17 protein-coding genes and 1 riboswitch are annotated in these 17,076 nt (G+C 63.0%); of the genes, 4 read left to right on the forward strand and 13 right to left on the reverse strand.

Translation table 11 applies throughout. The features are described from left to right. Positions 1–19 precede the first annotated feature (19 nt). Genes cobF through cbiE form a run of 6 tightly spaced genes read right to left on the reverse strand, consistent with a single transcriptional unit; the run spans position 20 to position 5,151 of the window. Positions 20–769: a precorrin-6A synthase (deacetylating) gene (gene cobF, locus ACR0K4_RS01210; RefSeq protein ID WP_480852510.1), complete on the reverse strand. Its 750-nt coding sequence runs from the start codon at positions 767–769 to the stop codon at positions 20–22. Further along, positions 762–1,490, reverse strand: a complete 729-nt coding sequence (gene cobA, locus ACR0K4_RS01215; protein ID WP_480852511.1) for a uroporphyrinogen-III C-methyltransferase — start codon at positions 1,488–1,490, stop codon at positions 762–764. The genes cobF and cobA overlap by 8 nt, the downstream gene beginning before the upstream one ends. Further along, a complete protein-coding gene (locus tag ACR0K4_RS01220; RefSeq protein WP_480852512.1) occupies positions 1,487–2,809 on the reverse strand; it encodes a cobyrinic acid a,c-diamide synthase CobB in 1,323 nt (440 codons plus the stop codon). The genes cobA and ACR0K4_RS01220 overlap by 4 nt, the downstream gene beginning before the upstream one ends. Continuing rightward, positions 2,796–3,590 (reverse strand): precorrin-4 C(11)-methyltransferase, encoded by a 795-nt coding sequence (cobM, locus tag ACR0K4_RS01225; RefSeq protein ID WP_480852513.1) that lies wholly within the window; start codon positions 3,588–3,590, stop codon positions 2,796–2,798. Before cobM ends, ACR0K4_RS01220 begins: the two co-directional genes overlap by 14 nt. Continuing rightward, complete coding sequence (locus ACR0K4_RS01230; protein ID WP_480852514.1) at positions 3,587–3,955, reverse strand: cobalamin biosynthesis protein; 369 nt, start codon at positions 3,953–3,955, stop codon at positions 3,587–3,589. The genes cobM and ACR0K4_RS01230 overlap by 4 nt, the downstream gene beginning before the upstream one ends. After that, complete coding sequence (cbiE, locus tag ACR0K4_RS01235) at positions 3,952–5,151, reverse strand: precorrin-6y C5,15-methyltransferase (decarboxylating) subunit CbiE (RefSeq protein ID WP_480852515.1); 1,200 nt, start codon at positions 5,149–5,151, stop codon at positions 3,952–3,954. Before cbiE ends, ACR0K4_RS01230 begins: the two co-directional genes overlap by 4 nt. On the opposite strand from cbiE, the gene ACR0K4_RS01240 reads away from it, so the two are divergent. Then, positions 5,150–5,899 (forward strand): cobalt-precorrin-6A reductase, encoded by a 750-nt coding sequence (locus tag ACR0K4_RS01240; protein WP_480852516.1) that lies wholly within the window; start codon positions 5,150–5,152, stop codon positions 5,897–5,899. The two genes, cbiE and ACR0K4_RS01240, sit on opposite strands and share 2 nt — an antisense overlap. Here the strand turns inward: ACR0K4_RS01240 and cobJ are convergent. The 7 genes from cobJ to ACR0K4_RS01275 are packed head-to-tail and all read right to left on the reverse strand — an operon-like array spanning position 5,872 to position 13,840. Beyond that, positions 5,872–6,624: a precorrin-3B C(17)-methyltransferase gene (gene cobJ / locus ACR0K4_RS01245; RefSeq protein ID WP_480515585.1), complete on the reverse strand. Its 753-nt coding sequence runs from the start codon at positions 6,622–6,624 to the stop codon at positions 5,872–5,874. The genes ACR0K4_RS01240 and cobJ overlap by 28 nt on opposite strands. Next, positions 6,621–7,349 carry a precorrin-2 C(20)-methyltransferase gene (locus tag ACR0K4_RS01250; protein WP_480515583.1) on the reverse strand — a complete coding sequence of 243 codons (729 nt, stop codon included), beginning with the start codon at positions 7,347–7,349 and terminating at the stop codon, positions 6,621–6,623. The genes cobJ and ACR0K4_RS01250 overlap by 4 nt, the downstream gene beginning before the upstream one ends. Then, positions 7,346–7,975, reverse strand: coding sequence for a precorrin-8X methylmutase (locus ACR0K4_RS01255; protein ID WP_480852517.1), 630 nt, complete (start codon positions 7,973–7,975; stop codon positions 7,346–7,348). The genes ACR0K4_RS01250 and ACR0K4_RS01255 overlap by 4 nt, the downstream gene beginning before the upstream one ends. Continuing rightward, positions 7,975–9,114 carry a precorrin-3B synthase gene (gene cobG, locus ACR0K4_RS01260; protein ID WP_480852518.1) on the reverse strand — a complete coding sequence of 380 codons (1,140 nt, stop codon included), beginning with the start codon at positions 9,112–9,114 and terminating at the stop codon, positions 7,975–7,977. The genes ACR0K4_RS01255 and cobG overlap by 1 nt, the downstream gene beginning before the upstream one ends. After that, positions 9,111–12,404, reverse strand: a complete 3,294-nt coding sequence (gene cobN / locus ACR0K4_RS01265; protein ID WP_480515577.1) for a cobaltochelatase subunit CobN — start codon at positions 12,402–12,404, stop codon at positions 9,111–9,113. Before cobN ends, cobG begins: the two co-directional genes overlap by 4 nt. A 3-nt stretch (positions 12,405–12,407) precedes the next feature. Then, positions 12,408–13,463: a cobalamin biosynthesis protein CobW gene (gene cobW, locus ACR0K4_RS01270; protein WP_480515576.1), complete on the reverse strand. Its 1,056-nt coding sequence runs from the start codon at positions 13,461–13,463 to the stop codon at positions 12,408–12,410. After that, entirely contained in the window at positions 13,460–13,840 is a 381-nt protein-coding gene (locus ACR0K4_RS01275; RefSeq protein ID WP_480852519.1) for a DUF1636 family protein, read from the reverse strand. The genes cobW and ACR0K4_RS01275 overlap by 4 nt, the downstream gene beginning before the upstream one ends. Positions 13,841–13,923: 83 nt before the next feature. After that, positions 13,924–14,127: riboswitch (cobalamin riboswitch) on the reverse strand. Positions 14,128–14,161: 34 nt separating this feature from the next. On the opposite strand from ACR0K4_RS01275, the gene ACR0K4_RS01280 reads away from it, so the two are divergent. The 3 genes from ACR0K4_RS01280 (at position 14,162) to ACR0K4_RS01290 (ending at position 17,058) form a co-directional block, all read left to right on the forward strand. After that, positions 14,162–15,226, forward strand: coding sequence for an NAD(P)-dependent oxidoreductase (locus ACR0K4_RS01280; RefSeq protein ID WP_480852706.1), 1,065 nt, complete (start codon positions 14,162–14,164; stop codon positions 15,224–15,226). Positions 15,227–15,446: 220 nt separating this feature from the next. Continuing rightward, the gene (locus ACR0K4_RS01285; protein ID WP_480852520.1) at positions 15,447–16,454 is read left to right on the forward strand and encodes a glycosyltransferase family 2 protein; all 1,008 of its coding nucleotides are present in this window, start codon (positions 15,447–15,449) and stop codon (positions 16,452–16,454) included. Continuing rightward, the gene (locus tag ACR0K4_RS01290) at positions 16,447–17,058 is read left to right on the forward strand and encodes a class I SAM-dependent methyltransferase (RefSeq protein WP_480852521.1); all 612 of its coding nucleotides are present in this window, start codon (positions 16,447–16,449) and stop codon (positions 17,056–17,058) included. The genes ACR0K4_RS01285 and ACR0K4_RS01290 overlap by 8 nt, the downstream gene beginning before the upstream one ends. Positions 17,059–17,076: the final 18 nt, after the last annotated feature.

Below are 17,076 nucleotides of genomic sequence, written 5' to 3' on the forward strand. Positions count from 1 at the left end.
GGTATAGGGATTTTGGTGTTTAGCCTGCGCTTGTCCGTTTGCGCAGCAGATAGATGTCCATGATCCAGCCGTGATCAGCCCGTGCTTGGGCCCGAGTCTCGACAATTTTCCGCGCCATGTCGGCGAGAGGGCCTTTGATCAGGATTTCCTCTTTCATGCCCACATAAGCGCCCCACCAGATGTCATAATCCGCCATCTCAAGGCTCTGGAATGAACATTCGCCATCCAGCATGACCGCCACGGTCGAGGCCGCATCGGGCCAGCCTTCGTCGCGGATGCGTCGTCCGGTTGTGACGACATACGGAGCGCCCAGATCGTTGATCGGGATGGCATGAGCTGCCGTCAGCGCCTGCAGCGCGGTGATGCCCGGAATCACCTGGGTTTGAGGTTGCGGGTCAAGCCTGGCGGCGATGCGCAGGGAACTGTCATAAAGCGAGGGGTCCCCCCAGATCAGCAGTGCGACATGGCGTGCGTCGGGATGCGCATCAATCGCCTCGCGCCAGCGCAGTGCGATGGCGTCATGCCAGTCATCCACACCGCGCAGATAACCATCATCCGCGCGTCGCTTGGGGATGTCGAAATAGGCGATCTCGGGCGAGGTGTCGGTGACCTGCGAGATGATCTGTTCACGCAGGCCTGCCAGATCAGCCTTGTTTTCGCCCTTGCGCGGGATCAGGATCAGGTCAGCCGCGCGGATCGCCTGCACGCCCTGCAAGGTTATGTGATCGGGATTGCCGGTGCCGATACCAATCAGCGTCAGGTCAAACATCGTCGAACTCTGCCAATGGACCATAAAGGATCAGGGCTGGGGCGGTTCCGATCTCGGATTGCAGCTCTTTCGACAGGGTCCCGATGGTGGAACGATGCAGCGTCTGATCCGGTGTCGATACGGATTCGGCCATCAGCGCTGGCGTATCCAGGGGCAAGCCATGGGCGTGCAGCGCCTCGACCAGCAAGGGGAAGGTGCGTTTGCCCATGAACACCACCGTGGTCGCCCCTGGGTCTGCCAGCGCAGGCAGGTTCAGGTCGGTGGGCAGCTTGCCGCTGATGTCGTGCCCGGTGACAAACTGTACCCGCCGCGCCGTGAGGCGCCGGGTCAGCGGGATCCCCGCCGCAGCGGCCGCTGCGATGGCCGAGGGGATGCCCGGAATGATCTCATACTCGATTCCGGCAGCCCGCAGCGCGACCAGCTCTTCTTCAAGCCGTCCGAACATGCCGCCATCGCCGGATTTCAGCCGCACGACACGCTGACCGGTCTGAGCATATTCGACCAGCAACCGGCTGACATGATCCTGTTTGGGCGAAGGGCGTCCGGCCCGTTTGCCAACGCCCACCAGATCGGCATCGTCGCGCGCATGGGTCAGGATCGGCCCGCTGCTGAGGTCGTCGAACAGCACCGCATCGGCCTTCTGCATTCTGTCCACGGCTTTCAGTGTCAGCAGTTCCGGGTCGCCGGGACCGGAGCCGATGAATGAGACAAACCCGCTCATGCTGAGGCCTCTGCGATCAGGTGGAAGAACGTGCCGGTCACCTGACCACGCACCGATCCGGTCTGCGGCCCTTCGGCGCCTTCGGCGTCAAAAACACGTGCGAGCGGAGCATCGGGTTGCTCGATGATCGATGAATAATGGAATTCATGCCCGCGCAAAGCTGCCCCTTCGGCAAACCCGGGCATTTTCGTCAGCAGTTCCGCCCGGCGATAACCCAGATTGAACTTGCGCTTCTGGTACGAGGTCACCAAGCCGAGCAGCCCCGCCATCTGGTGCTGAACACCATCCTTATCGATCAGGGCTTGCCCCAGTGCCATGTAGCCGCCACATTCGCCATGCACAGGTTTGATCTCTGCATGTTTACGCAGTCCCGCTAAAAACGTTCCCGAGGCGGCTAGCGTCCCGGCATGTAATTCAGGATAACCGCCCGGTAACCAGACCAGATCGGCATCTTCCGCCGGGGCTTCATCAGCCAGTGGCGAGAACGGCAGAATCTCCGCCCCTGCCGTACGCCAACCTTCCAGCAAATGCGGATAGGTGAACGAAAACGCCGCATCACGGGCCAGCGCGATTCGTTGCGCCGGAGGACGCGGCAGCGCGGCTGACGATGGCCCATTCGGGCCTGAGGAGGCCGCCCGCTTGATCGCCTCCAAATCCACATGCTCACGCAAGAAGGCGGCGTAGCCGACAATGGCGCTTTCCAGATCGGGGTGCTCAACCGCCTGAATCAGGCCAAGATGGCGTTCGGGCAGGGTCAGGTCTCCGCGCCGGGGCAGCACGCCCAGAACCGGCAGGCCCGCGCGCTCCATGCCCAGCCGCGTCAGCCGCTCATGCCGGGGGCTGGCACAGCGGTTCAGGATCACGCCGGCAAAGGGCAGGTCGGGATTGTACATCCTGAACCCCAGCGCGGTGGCGGCCGCCGATTGCGCCTGACCGCCCACATCCAGCACCAGAACCACCGGCCAGCCCATCCTCAGCGCGGTTTCGGCGCTGGAGCCATGACCTATCTCGCCCTGCTTGGCCACCCCATCAAACAGCCCCATTGAACCTTCGGCGACCACGATGTCTGCGCCATCCGCCTGCTCGGAAATCGCGTTCAGCAATGGATCGCCCATCGCCCAACTGTCCAGATTGAACGACGCCCGCCCCGCCGCAGCGCGGTGAAAGGCCGGGTCGATGTAGTCCGGCCCACTCTTGAAAGGTTGGACGGTCAACCCATCCTCGGCCAGCGCGCGCAGAAGGCCCAGCATCACGGTGGTCTTGCCGGTCCCTGAAGAGGGGGCCGAAATCAAAAGGCCGGGGGGGTTAGTCATCACCATGGCTCCAGCTTGACCAAGGGCTATCGGCGCTTTGCGGGCGATAGCGCCGGTCGTAATCCTTGGAATACAAGCAGCTTTCGTCGAACCCTTCGCCTGCCAGCGCCGGGCCGACCATAATCAACGCCGTGCGCGAAATGCTGTCGTCCAGAGCATCCTTCAGCGTCGCCAGCGTTGCGCGGATGATCCGTTCATCTGGCCAACTGGCGCGATAGACCACGGCAACCGGGCAGTCGGCCCCGTAAGCCGGAACCAGATCGGCAATGACCTTGTCCAGATTGCCAATCGACAGGTGAATGGCCAGCGTTGCGCCAGTGCAGGCAAAGTTCTCGAGCGTCTCACCTTCGGGCATCGAGGATGCGCGCCCCGGTGTGCGGGTCAGCACCACCGATTGCGCCAGCCCCGGCAAGGTCAGTTCGGTGCCCAAGGCCGCTGCGGCAGCGGCAAAGGACGGAACACCGGGGGTCACGCTGACCGGGATGCCCATCTCTTTCAGCCGACGGATTTGTTCGCCCATCGCCGACCAGACGGACAGGTCGCCCGAGTGCAGGCGGGCCACATCCTGACCGGCCTTATGCGCGGTCTCAATTTCGGCCATGATCTGATCCAGATCCATCGGCGCGGTGTTGATGATCTTTGCGTCCTCGGGGCAATGGCTCAGAATCTCCTCGGGCACCAGCGACCCCGCGTATAGACACACGGGGCAGGATGCGATGATATCGCGCCCGCGCAGGGTCAGCAGGTCGGCAGCGCCCGGTCCGGCGCCGATGAAATGAACGGTCATGATTGTCCTCCGATGGCGATGGCGCAGGTGGCCAGCCGGTCGTGTGATATCTGTCGTGGGGCGAGCAGCCGCGCGCCAATCCCGGCGGTGGCCAATGCCGATGCTTCGGCCACGCTGCCGGTGCCATAGGTCGCCCGGCTGCGGTTCGAGCACGTGAGGGTTCGCTGCCCTGCCAGATCGGATGCGGCAACGAAATGCACTGGCACCCGCAGGTCTTCGACGAAGGCGACAAGGGCGGGGTGCCCTTCTTTGTCCGCCACGGTTGCCAGCGCCTCGACCTCATGCCCGGTCGATGCGGCGCGGTATGCGGCGCGCAGGCTGTCCGCTGTCGCGGCTGAGGAAAATCCGACCCCGGCAACGATCATAGCGCCACGCTCCACTGCACGACCGGATAGGCCGACTTCCAGCCCCGGCGCGGCCCCAGAGGCGCGGACTGCGCCAGTTCGATGCGCAATAGGTCTCCGCCCAGTTCTTCGTGCCAGCTGGCCAGCAAGGCCTCGCTTTCCAGAGTCACCGCATTCGCGACCAACCGTGTTCCGGCGGGCAGGGCATCGCGCAGCCATACGAGCAGGTCGGTGCTGAGCCCACCTCCGATGAACACGACATCCGGCAAGGGCAGACCCGATAACGCATCCGGGGCAGTGCCGTGCACGACGTTCAGGCGGTCTTGTCCCAGAGCGTCGGCATTGCGTCGAATACGCTCGGCGCGGTCTTCGCGCGGTTCAATGGTCGTGGCCGTCAGCGTCGGATCACACATCAGCCATTCGATGCTGATCGAGCCGGTGCCGCCGCCGATATCCCACAGATGCTCACCCCGTTGCGGAGCAAGCGCCGACAGGGTCAACGCCCGGATCGGGCGTTTGGTGATCTGACCGTCGGTTTCAAATATCTCATCCGGCTTGCCGGACGCTTTGGGCAGCGCGCGGCCCTCGCCCGCCACCTCAAGCGCGACGCAGACCGGGTGATCGTACGTACCCAGCAGCGCCTCGGTCAGCGAGACAGAGCGGGCGCGTTCGCGGGGGCCGCCGAGGGCCTCCATCACATGCAACTTTGTGTCGGCAAAGCCTGTTTCGGTCAGGTAAGAGGCCAGTTCGGCCACCGCCGCGCCGTTGCGCAGCAGAATGATGGCGCGCAGGCCGGATGACAGATGCGGGCGCAGGCGGGTCAGGGGGGCTGCGTGCAACCCGAAGGTTTGCGTGCTTTCCAGTGGCCAGCCCAAGCGCGCAGCGGCTAGCGAGAATGTCGACTGACCGGGCAAAGCAGTCCATTCCCCCGCCTCGAAATTCCTTGCAATGACGGATCCCGCACCAAACCAGAACGGATCGCCCGAGGCCAGGACTACAGTCGCCCGACCACGCTGCTGTTGTAACAGCGGCAAACCGTCCGAGAAGGGCACCGGCCATGCTATCCGCTCGGCCTTGTTTTCGGGCACCAGCGACAAGTGGCGGGGCGGACCCATCACGACCTCGGCCCGGTCCAGCACTTGACGGCTGGCAGGCGACAGGCCATCAAGCCCATCTTCGCCCAAACCCAGAACGGTCAGCCACGGAGCGTCAGACATGCCAAACCTCCTGATCCTTGGCGGTACGACCGAGGCCAACGCCCTGGCCAACGCCATCGCTGAACACGGGGTTACGGCGATCTATTCTTATGCCGGGCGGGTGGAGAACCCCCGACCGCAGCCATTGCCGACCCGGGTGGGAGGGTTCGGAGGGCCGGACGGTCTGGCCCGCTACATCCGAGATCATGGGATCACACACGTGGTCGATGCGACCCATCCCTTTGCGGCGCAGATGAGCCGAAATGCGATTGAGGCCTGCCGAGAAATGCAGACCCCGCTGGCTGCCTTGACGCGGGCGGCGTGGGCCGCGCAACCCGGCGACGTATGGCGGTACGTGCCGGATGTCGCTGCAGCCGTCGAGGCACTGTCGTGCGCCCCGCAGCGGGTGTTCCTCGCCGTGGGGCGCATGCATCTTGAGGACTTCGCCGCCCAGCCCCAGCATCATTACCTGCTGCGGCTGGTGGACGAGCCCGACGCATTGCCCCAGCCGAATGCCGAGGTCGTCGTGGCCCGAGGCCCCTTCACCGAAGCCGACGACCGCGCTTTGATGCAACGGCACGGCACGCAACTGGTCGTCTCCAAGAATGCGGGTGGCACCGGCGCGCGGGCCAAGCTGGACGCCGCGCGGACGCTGGGGGTGCCGGTGCTGATGATCGACCGACCGGCCTTGCCGCAGCGGACCGAACTGGAAAGCGTGGCGCAGGTTCTGGACTGGCTCGCTCATTCCGGAGTGAACCTCGGGGTGTAGACGATCGGGGGACCGTCGCGCTCGATCACACGGGTCAGGGATGACCCGACGATGACCACCGTCTGCATGTCCGCCATCTCGGGTGTTGCCTCGGCCAGCGTTGAAATCCGGATCGCCTCTTCCGGGCGCGAGACCGCGCGGGCGAACAGGATCAACCGTTCGGGCTCACATTCCTCACGCAGGATTTCCAGCGTCTTGACAAACCCTTCTGGGCGGGACTTCGAGCGAGGGTTGTAGAAGGCCATCGAGAAATCTGCTTGCGCCGCCAGCCGCAGCCGTTTTTCAATCAGCGACCATGGCTTTAGGTTATCGCTGAGGTTGATCGCGCAGAAATCATGCCCCATCGGAGCGCCAACACGGGCGGATGCCGCCAGCATCGCGGTGATGCCCGGCAGAACGTCGATCTGAAGATCACGCCATTCGGTGGGGCCGTTCTCCAGCGCCTCGAACACTGCCGCCGCCATCGCAAACACGCCCGGATCACCCGAGGAAACGACAACCACCCGCTTGCCCTCAGCCGCCATCTGCAACGCGTGTTCAGAACGGTCAATCTCAACCCGGTTGTCACTGGCATGGAGCGTCAGCCCGTCACGCTCGGCCACGCGGGCGACATAGGGGATGTAGCCGACCACATCTGTGGCCTCAGCCAGCGCCGCCGTGACTTCGGGCGTCACAAGCGCCTCATCGCCCGGCCCAAGCCCTGCGATCTTGACCCAGCCGCTCATGGTCGCCGTCCCTGACCGTGGACGATGATGATCGAGAAATAGGGGGTAACCTTGTCGCAGGCCTCGGATAGTTTGGTCACCGTCTGGTTGGGCATTTGGGCGAATTCCACGATCCACGCGCGATCATACAGCCCTGCGGTTTTCAGCGCCCGTTTCACCTTGTCGATATTGCGCCCGATTTTCATCACAACCAACGCGTCGGTTTGCGCCATCCGCTCGGCCAGAGTGTCCTCGGGCAGGGTGCCAACCAGCACCGTCAGCACATCGTCGCCCCATGTGATCGGATCGCCAGTGGCGGTCCATGCGCCGGACATGCCGGTGATTGCGGGCACGACCTCGACGTTAGTTTCGTCGCGCAAGCGGCTGTAAAGATGCATGAAAGAGCCGTAGAAGAACGGATCTCCCTCACACAGAACCACGACGTCCTCACCCTGTTCAGACAGCGCCTTCAGATGCGCGGCGCAGTCCTGATAGAAGGCCGAGAGCAGCTCGTTATAGCGTGGATCGCTCAGGGGGATTTCGGTGGTGACCGGATATTCCATTGCGAACTCGACCGCGTCGCCGGGGATCATGCCATTGACGATCTTACGCGCCTGACCGCTGCGGCCGGGTTTGCGGAAGAACGCCACATGCCGCGCGTTGCGCAGCAGGCGGTTGGCCCGGACGCTCATCAGATCCGGGTCACCGGGGCCGAGGCCCAATCCGTATATCTTGCCCGCGCTCATTCCGCGCGGCTCGCGATGGCGTTGACGGCGGCCACGGTGATGGCGCTGCCGCCCAGACGGCCTTTGACGATACAGGACGGGACCGGCTGTGCCTCCCACAAGGTATCCTTGGATTCGACTGCGCCAACGAAGCCCACGGGGCAGCCGATGATGGCGGCGGGGCGCGGGCAGTCGGGGTCTTCCAGCATGTTCAGCAGGTGGAACAGGGCGGTGGGCGCGTTGCCGATTGCCACCACGGCCCCCTGCAGATGCGGGCGCCACAGCTCTAGCGCGGCGGCGGAGCGCGTGTTGCTCATCTCAGCGGCCAAGGGGCGCACGCGGTCGTCATGCAGGGTGCAGATCACCTCATTGTCTGCGGGCAGGCGAAAGCGGGTGACACCCTCGCTGACCATGCGCGCATCGCACAGGATCGGCGCGCCACCTTCCAGCGCGGCACGGGCCGCGTGCACAAAACCGGGCGAGAAATGCACGAACTCTTCCAGCCCGACCATGCCAGCGGCGTGGATCATGCGGACAGCGACCTGTTCCTCGTCCGCGTCAAAGCGGGCCAGATCGGCCTCGGACCGGATGGTGGCAAAGCTTTCCTTATAGATCGCCGCGCCATCGGTTTTGTAAGTATAGGGCATCAGGTGAAGTCCATGGTCATGAGTGTTTCTTCGGTCAGGCCGGTCTGGCAGGGCTCATCCCCTGCGCGGCCCTGTTTGACAAGATCAAATCGTCCGTTTCGGCCCACCAGAGTGATATCGGCAGGCCCCATCCGAGCGCATCCTTTGGCACAGCCCGAGACGTGCAGGGTGCCGGAAACGCGCGGGGCCAGCACACGAGCGATGTCGCGGGTCGCCATATGCGCCTGCGGGCAGAACGGTGCGCCGGGGCAGGCGTCGGTGGTCATAAGCGGGTCGGTGCCTTCCGTGACAAAGGCCGGGGCGGGTATCGCCGCCCCGCCTTCCAGCAGGATCAGCCGCCACGGGGTGACCCGCAGAGCAGTAGCGCCGCTATCCACGATTAGTTCCGAGAGGTCCTGCGCAGGCAATTGCCCGAAAGCCGCGCCATAGAGCGTCCCTTGGACACTGGGGCCGGGTTGTAGCGGCGCTCCGGCGGGAACAGGCGCGGTGCCTTGCCATTCCTCTGGCAAGCCATGGCTGGCGATCACACGCGCCATGCGGCGGGTCTCGGGGGTGTAGGTCTTGGCGAACCACTCGGCCAGCGCGATCAGTTGGTCGATGGCCTCGCCCTCGGTCACGGCACGCCCGGTCTCGCAGCCATCGGCGCGCAGGATCAGGCCATTTGCACCGGTCTCCAGCCGGATATCCGCCGAGTCCCCGGCCAGCAGACGCGCGGGGCCGGTATCGATGGCAAAGCCGAACTTGGCGGGCAGGGGGGGCAACTCGCCCAACCGGTCGATCAACTGCTGGGTCAGCCGGGCTGTCAGGTCGCCCGCGCAATAAAGCGGCGAGACCAGAATGTTGCGCCGCACCTCAATGCCGGGTTCGGCGTCCAGCAAATCCAGCGCGGCCAGTTCGGCCAGCAGTGGCTGATGATCTGCCTCGGCCACCCCGCGCAGCTGCAGGTTTGCGCGGTTGGTCAGGTCGATGGTGCCATTGCCGAACCGATCGGCCAGCGCGCATAAACCCAAGGCCTGCGCGGCGTCCAGACGTGCCAGCCGGGGGCGCACCCGCACCACCAAGCCGTCGCCCGACATCATCGGGCGATGCGCGCCGGGGCACCAGCCCTGAACGACTGGCTTCGAGGCGGGCGCGCTCATCCCAGCCCCTCGAGACCCGCGCGGATCGAATTCCGGCGGGTGTTCCAAAGACCGGCGTCCAGCAGGGCGCGGAACCGATCCTGCATGGCCTGATGCGCTTGCGGATTGGCCTCTTGCAGGAACGCGTCAACCTCGGCATCGCCCAGCGTGGCATCATGATAGAGGTCGAACAGATGCGGCGCGACGGTGCCGGACAGGTGCGCAAACGATGCCATGTGGTCCAGCGTCGCCGCGATCTCCGCGGCCCCTCGGAACCCGTGGCGTTGCATCCCGGCGATCCAGCCGGGGTTTGCGGCGCGGGCGTGGACCACGCGGCTGATTTCCTCGGGCAAGGTGCGCGCGCGGGGCGTATCGGGGTTGGTGTTGTCCAGATGGTAAAGCTGTGCGCTGCCGCCGGTGATCTTCTTGGCCGCCGCAAACCCGGCCTCATGCGTGGCATAGTCATTGGCCAGCAACAGATCGGTCTCGGTCAGGTCCTGCAGGTGGACGAAGCTGTCGGCATCGGCAACGCGCTGGGTAATGCCGTCTTTGTCCTGCGCGATATGCTCGCCTTCCAGTGCGAAGGAACTGGCGTCGAGCCATGCTTCTCCAGCCTGCGCGCGGGCCTCGTCGGTGTAGGTTTCAGACAGGTGGGTCATGTTCAGGCCATAGCTGCCGGGGGCCGGGCCGTAGACGCGAGCCGCCGGTTCCTGACCGGCATAAGGGTTCCAGTCGGGGGCTTCATCCCGCGCCGACAGCGCGCGAATAGCTTGACCGAAAAGTGCCGAAAGCGTCGGGAATACGTCGCGGAACAGGCCCGAGACCCGCAGAGTCACGTCCAGACGCGGGCGACTTAGGTCGGTGATCGGCAGTACCTCGATACCCGAGACCCGCTCGGACCCCTTGTCCCAGACCGGTTTCACGCCCAGCAGGTGCAGCGCCATGGCAAACTCTTCCCCTGCGGTGCGCATGGTGGCCGAGCCCCAGAGATCGACGATCAGACCTTTGGGATAGTCGCCTTCCTCCTGCAAATGCCGCCGCACCAGTTCCTCGGCCAGTTTCACACCTTGGGTATAGGCCGCGCGTGTGGGTACAGAACGCGGGTCGGTGGTGTAGAGGTGTCGCCCTGTCGGCAGCACATCCGAACGCCCGCGATAAGGAGAGCCAGATGGACCAGCCTCGATCCGTTTTCCGGCCAGCGCGTCGATCAGACCCTGCCTTTCGGCACGGGCCGACGGCGCGGGGTCGAAATTGCCAGTGACCTCGGGCACGCGGCCAAAAATATGCAGCCCGTCGCCGAACTGGCTTTCCTTGATGTCACAGACAAAGCGGTCGATGCGGGTGATGGCCTCGGCGGTGCAGGTGGCCTGATCCAGCCCCAGATCATTTTCCAGCCCAATGGCCTGCGCCTCGTCCCTGATGTCTTCCTGCAAGCGGTCGCGGCGCTTGGGGTCGAGCCCATCTGCATTCGAGAACTCGTCCAGCAGCGATTCCAGACGCACCATCCGGTCGGGTGTGCCGCTTTCTTTCAACGCGGGGGGGATATGGCCCAGTGTGACGGCTCCGATCCGGCGTTTGGCCTGCGCGGCTTCGCCGGGGTCGTTGACGATGAAGGGGTAGATCACCGGCAGATCGCGGATCAGCGCCTCGGGCCAGCAATCAGCGGACAGGGCGACCGACTTACCCGGCAGCCATTCCAGTGTGCCGTGGGCGCCGATGTGGATCAGCGCATCTGCACCCAGGCCCTTTCGCAGCCACAGATAGAAGGCGACATAGCTGTGGCGCGGGGTGCGAGACAGGTCGTGGTAATCGTCATCGCGTAGCTCGGGCGAGCCGCGTTCCGGTTGCAGCGCGATCAGAGCTTTGCCACGGCGCAGAGCGGTGAAGTGGAAGGCTCCATCGGTGCAGGCGGGGTCGTCTTCGGGTTTGCCCCAGACAGCGTGCAGATCGTTGCGCAGTTGCTGGGGCAGGTCTGCCACGGCCCTGTGGTAGTCTGCAAGAGGCCATGAAATCCGCGCGTTCAGCAGGGTTTCGGCAATCGGCTCGGCCGGTGCAGTGCTGTAGCCTTCGGCTTGCAAGTCGGACAGCATTGCCTCGGCCGAAGCCAGCGCGTCGAGACCCACGGCATGGGCCATCTGCCAATCCTTGCCGGGATAGGTCGACAGCACCAGCGCGGGCACCTGATCGGCCTTGGGTTTGTCTTGCAGGTTCAGCCAGCCGGTGACGCGGTCGAGGATGGCTTCGATCCGTTCGGGCTCGGCCCGGTGGGCAAAGCGCGAATATTCCAGATGCGGGTCGCGCTTACCGGGTTCCTTGAAAGAGGCGATGCCTGCTGAAATCCGACCGTCTACCTCGGGCAGCACCACATGCATGGCGAGGTCGGCGGGGGAGAGGCCGCGTTCCGCCTCGGCCCAGGCCTTGCGGCGCGAGGTGGCCAGCGCGACCTGAAACACGGGCACTTCGGCTGCATCCAGCGGTGAGGTGCCCGACGCACCTTTGCCCGAGAATGACGTGGCATTGATGATCGCAGACGGGGCCAGCGCCGTTATGGTCTCGCGCAGCCAGTCGGCGGCTGCGGGGGCTTTCAGCGACGGGGCGAACAGGCCGACCGCGTCGAACCCGCGCGCGTGCAGGCTGCGGATCAGGGCAGCGACCGGGGCGGTGTCGGCTGAGGTCAGATAGGCGCGGTAGAACGTTACGAGGATGCGTTTGGCATTGCTTGAAAACGCTGTGTCCACCGGGATCACGCCGCGATCCGGGCACCATGCGCCGCATTCGGGGATGGTTTTCGCCCCCATTACCGGCCCGGCATAAAGGCCCGCCGCCAGCGCCATTTGCGCCAAGGCGGCCTGCGCCGCAACCTCTCCACCCGTGTCGCAGAGATGCGCCAGTCGCCTCAGGGTCGAGACGGGCAGGGTGGAATACTCATCCAGCCGCGTATCTTCACGCCCATCGGCAGGCAGGACGGCCAGAGCAATCCCTTTGGCCTGCGCCAGCGCCAGAACCTGCTGCAACCCGTAGGCCCAATAAGGCACCCCTCCGATCAGGCGGATCAGGATGCCCTTGGCACCCTCCAGCGTCCGTTCGACATAGGTGTCAACGGACAGGGGGTGTTTCAGCGCCGTCAGATTGGCCAGCCGAAGGGTCGGCATGCGCCCATCGGGACCGCCTCCACGATGCCAGCCTGCCGCGAAAGCGCCGAGGTCGCTGTCAGAGAATGACAGCACCACCAGATCCGCCGGGCTCTGGCCCAGATCGGTCGGGGTCTCGGTCTCTTCTAACCCGTGGCTTTCGCGGAAGACGACGTGCATGGCTTACTCGGCGGCCTCGGTCACACCCACGAGGATGTCGCGGATTTCGGCCTCTTTGATGTCGTCATGCTCGGCGATCACGACAAGGCGCGAGCGGCGGTCTTCGCCGGGTTCCCACGGGCGGTCGTATTGATGACGTACACGGGCACCAACGGCCTGCACCAGCAGGCGCATCGGTTTGCCTTGAACGGCGGCATAACCTTTGACGCGCAGGATGTTCAGTTCCTTGGCCAGACGTTCGATCTTGGCAACCAGATCCAGCGGGTCAGACTGTTCCGGCAGCTCGACGATGATGCTTTCGAAATCGTCATGCTCGTGATCGTGGTGGCCGTCGTGATGGCTGGGACGGGCGTCCATGTCATCCTCGGCAGCAGCCTCCAGACCCAGTACAACGCGCACGTCCACGGCTCCCTCGGCAACCTCAACCACGGGCAGCGGGCGCGGGGCTTCGGCGGCGATGACCTCGCGCGCTTTGGCAACGCCTTCGGGACCGGCCAGATCGGGCTTGGTCAGCAGGATGATGTCGGCGCAGGAAATCTGATCTTCGAACACCTCGGACAGGGGCGTTTCGTGGTCGATCGAGTCGTCAGCCATGCGCTGGGCGTCGACCGCCTCGACATTGGGCGCGAAACGACCGGCGGCGACGGCCTCGGCATCGGCCAGAGCGATCACGCCATCGACGGTGATTTTCGAACGGATATCGGGCCAGTCGAAGGCTTTCAGCAGCGGTTTGGGCAGGGCGAGGCCGGAGGTTTCGATCAGGATGTGATCGGGGCGCGGCTCCAGCGCCATCAGGGCCTCAATCGTGGGGATGAAATCGTCGGCCACGGTGCAGCAGATGCAACCGTTCGCCAGTTCCATGATGTTTTCCGCCGGGCAATCCGGGATGGCGCAGGATTTCAGGATATCGCCATCAACACCAACATCGCCGAATTCGTTGACGACAACGGCCAAACGCTTGCCCTGCGGGTTCTGCATCAGGTGGCGCACCAGCGTGGTCTTGCCTGAACCCAGAAAGCCGGTGATCACGGTGACGGGGAGTTTTTCGAGATTGCTCATTTCAGGGCTCCAATCGGGGGAATGCGGGCCGCACAGTTTTTGCGGAAATGTTCAGGGCGTTCGCGCCATTTTACTAGGCCGTCCTCGGTCTCAAGGTACTTGGTGGCACCGTCAACGATCACGTCAACATGGTCGACCTCATTCAGATGCTCGTACACGAATGTCCAGCGATCCGGGCCACCCCGCAGCACGATGGAACAGCCCTCGTCACAATTCGACAGGCATTCCACGGCTTTTAGAGTGATCCCTTCGGGCAGGTCCGCCTGTTCCAGCGCTTTGTGCAAAAGCGTGCCGGCGCGTTGGGCATCGTCTTCGACGGGCAGCCCGCGACGGCAAGTGGTGCAAACCAGCAATTCGACCGGAGCGGTCTCGGTCATGTCTCTCATCCCCCCAAATCCTCTTCGTGGGGGACGGGGTTTCATGCGGGTCCATTGACCCGACACCGGAACACCCCGTCCGGTTTCATCTTCGGGTGCTGGCAGGTCTCCCGGCTTGCGGATTTCAGAGGCAGGCCTCTGTCGGATGTCCCGCCTTCCCGGCATTCGCCAGTGGCTTGGGCACCCTCTCCGGTCACGGTCGCGGGGGCGGCTGCGTTTAACGGAAAATCCGCTGACGCATTCCCTTTTCATCTGCTGTCGCAGACACCAACGAAAGGGACATGCGGCAGGGTTGCCCCGCTTGTCAAGCGCAACGCGCCGATCCGTGATCACGCGGGTAAAAAGCGACCTGTCCGGGTCGCTGGGCGGCATGATCCGGTTGGGCCGACGTGCTGGCATGGTTCGCAAGACGCGAACAGGAGGATGCGGCGCATGAAAGTAGGGTTTATCGGGCTGGGCAATGTAGGGGGCAAGCTGTCGGGATCGCTGTTGCGCAACGGGATCGATCTGACGGTGCATGATCTGAACCCCGATCTGGTGGCCGCGTTTGTCGCCCAAGGGGCCAAGGCGGCTGAAAGCCCGGCCCAACTGATGCGCGATTGCGATGCGGTGATCACTTGTTTGCCATCCCCCGCCGCCTCAGACGCGGTGATGCAAGAGATGCTGCCCGAGGTCACCCCCGGCAAAATCTGGATGGAGATGTCGACCACCGACGAAGCCGAGGTCAAACGCCTTGGCGCTTTGGTCATCGAACGCGGAGGCGCCGCGGTGGACTGCCCCGTTTCGGGTGGCTGTCACCGGGCGGCGACCGGCAATATCTCGATCTTCGCGGGCTGCGATCGCGCGACGTTCGAGCGTATACTGCCCTTCCTGACCACCATGGGCCGGCGCATCCTGCACACGGGCGAGTTGGGTTCGGCCTCGGTTCTGAAAGTGCTGACCAACTATCTGGCCACCGCCAACCTGATCACTTGTGCCGAGGCTTTGGTGACCGCCAAGGCCGCTGGTATGGACCTTGGCACCACCTATGAAGCGATCAAGATTTCCTCGGGTACATCCTTTGTGCATGAGACCGAAAGTCAGGTCATCCTGAACGGCTCGCGCGATATCTCCTTCACCATGGATCTGGTGAAAAAGGATATCGGCCTGTTTCAAGAGGTCGCCGACCGCGCCGGAGTGCCGCTGGAGATCAACCCGCTGATGATCAAGATTTTCGAAGACGGGATCGCCCGATACGGTGAACGTGAATTGTCCCCCAACATTATCAAACGGCTGGAAGATGTGACTGGTATGGAGATCCTGGCTCCCGGATTTCCTCCAGAAATGACGGATGATGAGCCGGAAGAGCCCGGCTATGAAGTCATTCCGCAAAATCGTGGGGCCTGACCCTGTTCTTTGTTGTTTTGTAGGGATATCTGCGTGTGTCGCCGTATGGATTTTGCGGGTTGCCGATACGCTCTGATATCGGGCGTTTTGTAATTGCCTGCATCGTTGAGAGTTTCTTAAAAGCAAAGCGCGTAGTGGTGACGGGCGAGTTGGACAAAATCCTGAGGTTGTTCTAAACAGAGCGGCAATAAACCGGAACGGACAGGCAAGAGAGCGACATATGAAGGATGAGACCTTTCTCATCGTGACAACGATGAAGAACGAAGGGCCGTTCATGATCGACTGGGTGGCGTTCAACCGTGCCATCGGTTTCGACGATATCCTGATCTATACCAACGATTGTGCGGACGGGACCGATGAAATTGCGGACCGGATGCAGGCTCTGGGTTGGGCGCATCACGAGCGAAACATTCTGGGGCCGCGTGCCACCCCGCAAAACCGCGCATTTTCATTGTCCAGGAACCATCCCAGCTATGCCGCTGCCGATTGGGTCATGAGCCTGGATGTGGACGAATACATCAATGTTCGCCTGCCCGAGGGGACCATCAAGTCGGTGGTCGAAGCCAGCGGTGACGCTGATGCCATTTCGATCACGTGGCGGATGTTCGGCAATGCAGGGCTCAATGAATTTGACGATAATCCTGTGCCCGAACAATTCTTCATGGCGGCACCGGAAGATGGTTACCCCCATCACCGGACCAAGGGCTTCAAGACGTTGTTTCGCAACAACGGCAAGTTTAGCCGTTTTCGGGCACATCGCCCCCGGATCGATTCGGAACATGCACCCAACCCCGACGCGCCTTATGAAGGCGTGAAATGGCGGGATGCGGGGGGAAATCTGCACCCGGCGGATCAGGTCAAATGGAAAGCCTGGCGCGGTTTCAGTCACGAATTCGCACGCATTCACCACTACGCGGTGCGCAGCACAGACAGCTTTTTGGTGAAACGGGATCGGGGGCGGACAAACCATGTCGGACAAGACCAAGGTCTGAGCTACTGGCTTATTATGAACCACAACACGGTCGAGGATCGTTCGATCTTGCCGCATATGCCCGCAATGCACGACATTCGCGCCGCAATGATGGAAGATGCGCAGCTGTCTACCTTACACGAGCGTGCATGCGACTGGCATCGTGCAAAGGCCCAGGAACTGCGTGCGCGACCAGAATGGATTGATTTGGTCGAGGCGTTGCAAAACTCGGAAAAGGGAGAACAAGCCTATGGCTGAGGCTCTGTCCAAGGAAGATCGCCGCCGCAGACAGGCCGAGCAGCGCAAACGCAAGGACAGTTTGCGTCGCGAACTTCTGAGCACAATGCCGCAAGGGAAGCTTATCCTTGAGATCGGAGTCTGGCGAGGCGAGTTTTCGCAAATACTTCTGGATGAGTTGAAGCCGACCAAACTGTGTCTCATCGATCCTTGGGGTGTCCAGCCCGATGCAGAGAGCGGTGCTTCGCTTGCTGGTGCTCGCAGCCAGACGGATATGGATCTGATTTATGAGTCCGTGTGCAAAAAATACAGCAAAGAGATCGCATTGGGGCAGGTCTCGGTCATTCGGGATTTCTCAGTTCCTGCCCTGAGGCAATTTGAGGATGAAACCGTCGGCTTTGCCTATCTTGACGGTGATCATTCCTATGAAGGGGTCGCTGCCGACCTTGAGGCTTTGATGCCGAAAATGGGGGCAGGCGGGGTCATCATGCTGGATGACTATCATCGAAAAGGGTGGTGGAAAGACGGCGTTATGCGCGCATTTCACGAGTTTTTGGGCAAACATGCCGGTGACGTGCGACTGAAAGCGATTAAGGGGGCACAGGTCGCTGTTCAGAAACTTTAACATTGTGGTTCCTTCGAT

This window comes from Ruegeria sp. K11, from assembly GCF_056531905.1.